Source organism: Actinoplanes sp. NPDC024001 (assembly GCF_040638955.1).
Lineage (GTDB): Bacteria > Actinomycetota > Actinomycetes > Mycobacteriales > Micromonosporaceae > Actinoplanes.
In genome coordinates this window covers 1-2490 of the sequence record NZ_JBEZZB010000352.1, presented here as the reverse complement: position 1 = coordinate 2490, position 2490 = coordinate 1, and the positions used below count along the sequence as shown (strand labels likewise).

The 2490-nt window shown below is 70.7% G+C and carries 3 protein-coding genes and 1 pseudogene; 2 read left to right on the top strand and 2 right to left on the bottom strand.

The genetic code is table 11. The features are described from left to right. Nucleotides 1-191, top strand: a pseudogene (locus AB0F81_RS51050) (hypothetical protein); the annotation flags it as partial. Between the two features lie 473 nt (nucleotides 192-664). Here AB0F81_RS51050 and AB0F81_RS51045 read toward each other — a convergent pair. Further along, entirely contained in the window at nucleotides 665-1129 is a 465-nt protein-coding gene (locus AB0F81_RS51045) for a PPOX class F420-dependent oxidoreductase (protein ID WP_360211688.1), read from the bottom strand. A gap of 12 nt (nucleotides 1130-1141) precedes the next feature. Beyond that, entirely contained in the window at nucleotides 1142-1945 is an 804-nt protein-coding gene (ppgK, locus tag AB0F81_RS51040) for a polyphosphate--glucose phosphotransferase (protein ID WP_360211686.1), read from the bottom strand. Nucleotides 1946-2194: 249 nt separating this feature from the next. Between ppgK and AB0F81_RS51035 the strand changes: the two genes are divergently transcribed. Next, nucleotides 2195-2490: sigma-70 family RNA polymerase sigma factor (locus AB0F81_RS51035; protein ID WP_360211684.1), on the top strand; the 296-nt coding region annotated here is incomplete at its 3' end.

Below are 2490 nucleotides of genomic sequence, written 5' to 3'. Positions count from 1 at the left end.
GCACCGGCGGCCTGCCCAGCGAGTTCCGCCGGCTGCTGCAGCCCGACGCCCGCGACCGCGAGGCCGCGGCGCTGCTGCGCCACCCGGACCTGCTGGAGCCGATCGCCGCCATGCACCGCGACACCCTGCTCTACCTCCTGGACGCTGAGCCTGCTGGCCTCGCTCCGCTCGGCGGGGATCGCGCCCTTTGACGCCGGTGTCGAGGGCACCGGAATCGACCACGGCTTCGCCTAGCCGATTTCGGCACCCTCGACACCGGCGGGCGCGATCCGTGCCTGGTTGCGCTCGAAACCTGGCTTCTCTTCTTGGCTGCTTTCCGCTCCCTTCTTGTTGCTTTCCCCTCCCGTTGGACCGCGCGCACGCGGGTGCGCGAGTCCGTCCCCCTCGCGGGAGGGGTCGTGAAGGCCGCGAGGCCGGCGCCGCCCTGTCCACCTGGGCGCCGGCCTCGCGGCCTTCGTCGTGCCTGAGCAAGAAACTCGCGGAACCTTTGGCCAGGCCCGGTTCGGCGGAGCCGGGCATGGCGGCCTGGCGGCGCGCAGGCGGCCTGGCGACGCGCAGGCAGCCTGGCGGCCTGGCGGCCTGGCGCTCTAGTGAGCTGACGGTCTCACGGCCTGGCGACGGCATGTCGCGCCGGCGGCTTGGGCGTTCGGTGGCCTGGTGCCGGTTAGTCCGCTAGGCGGGCGGGGAAGCCGCCGGTGGCGATCGGGCCCCAGAACTCGATCGTCACCCGGATCAGGCACTTGCCCTGGTCGCGCATGGCCTGCCGGTACTCGTCCCAGTTCGGGTGCTCGCCGGAGATCACCCGGAAATACTCCACCAGGGGCTCCACCGCGTCGGGCAGGTCGATGACCTCGGCGGTGCCGTCGACCTGCACCCACGGGCCGTTCCACTCGTCGGAGAGGACGCAGAGGGTGACCCGGGGATCGCGGCGGATGTTGGCGACCTTGGCGCGCTCGGGATAGCTGGAGATGACGATCCGGCCCTCGGTGTCCACCCCGCACGTGTTCGGCGAGGACTGCGGGCGCCCGTCCTTGCGGGTGGTCATCAGGATGGCGTGGTGCCGGGGGCGCAGGAAGTCGAGCAGCTCCTGCCGGCCGACACGGTTGTTCGTGGCGATGGTGCGGGCCATGTCGGGTCTCCCTCAGTGCCGGGCGGCCTGGGCGGCGGCGTCCACCTCGATGGCGCCCGGGTCCTGCGGGCCGGGCCCGGCGGCGGCCTGCTCCGCGCTGACCGCGGCGCCGATGATGCCGGCGTTGTTGAGCAGCGTGGCCGCGACGATCGGGGTGCGCAGCTCGAGGAGCGGGAAGAACTTCTCCGACTTCTTGCTCACGCCGCCGCCGATGATGAACAGCCGGGGGGAGAGCAGCATCTCGACGTGCCGCAGGTAACGCTCGACCCGGGGCGCCCACTGCTCCCAGCTCAGCTCCTCGGCCTCGCGCACCCGGTCGGAGGCGAGCAGCTCGGCGTCGCGGCCGTCGAGCTCCAGGTGGCCGAGCTCGGTGTTCGGGATCAGGACGCCGTCGAGGAACAGGGCGGTGCCGATGCCGGTGCCCAGGGTGACCATCATGATCAGCCCGCGCTGGTCCCGGCCGGCGCCGAAGGCGACCTCGGCCGCGCCGGCGGCGTCGGCGTCGTTGAGCACGGTCACCGGCATGGCGAGACGCTCGGCGAACAGCTGCGCGGCGGGGGCGTCGAGCCAGGACTTGTCGACGTTGGCCGCGGACCGGGTCACGCCGTCGACCACGACGCCGGGGAAGGTGATGCCGACCCGCTCGATGCCGTCGAACTTGCCGGCCACCTCGGCGACCGCCTCGATGACGCTCTGCACGTCGGCGGGTTGGGGGGTGGGTACGCGGAATCGCTCGTCGAGCAGCTCACCGCGCACGGTGTCGACCGGTGCGCCCTTCACGCCGGAGCCGCCGATGTCGATGCCGAGGATGGTCATCCGTTTTCCGTTCTTCCGCTCGGGTGCCTCACCGGTGGTGTCTACCACGCCGGTCCGACAGTATTTCGCCCGCTCCGGGGACTGCGCGCGGCCGACACCTTAGGATGAATCCGCTCCGTAGTTCCCGCATTCACGCAACGTCACTCATACTTTCGGCTAGTCGAGGCTCAGCTTCTCGGCTAGCGTTGCGGAAAGGAACGGTCGCCGCGCGCGGGCACGGCTCTCTGCCCGCTGATGGAGGACCTGTACATGACCCTCATCGACCATGTACCCGCTTCTGTGCGGGTCACACCGGAGACCACGGCCTCCGAGCTGCTCAATGTGATGGCCGTCGCCCCGCCGGGGCAGCGGGCCAAGATTCGGGACCGGGCGATTGAGGCGTGGCTGCCTCTCGCTCGTCACCTCGCTCACCGGTATTCGGGGCGGGGTGAGCCGACCGATGATCTGATCCAGACCGCGACGGTCGGGTTGATCAAGGCGGTGGACAAGTTCGATCCGGAGCGTGGGGTGGATTTCGCGGGTTATGCGATTCCCACGATCATCGG

Coding starts and splice junctions, on each gene's coding strand:
- AB0F81_RS51045 (WP_360211688.1), bottom strand. CDS start 1,129: ATGGCCCGCACCATCGCCACGAACAACCGTGTCGGCCGGCAGGAGCTG.
- ppgK (WP_360211686.1), bottom strand. CDS start 1,945: ATGACCATCCTCGGCATCGACATCGGCGGCTCCGGCGTGAAGGGCGCA.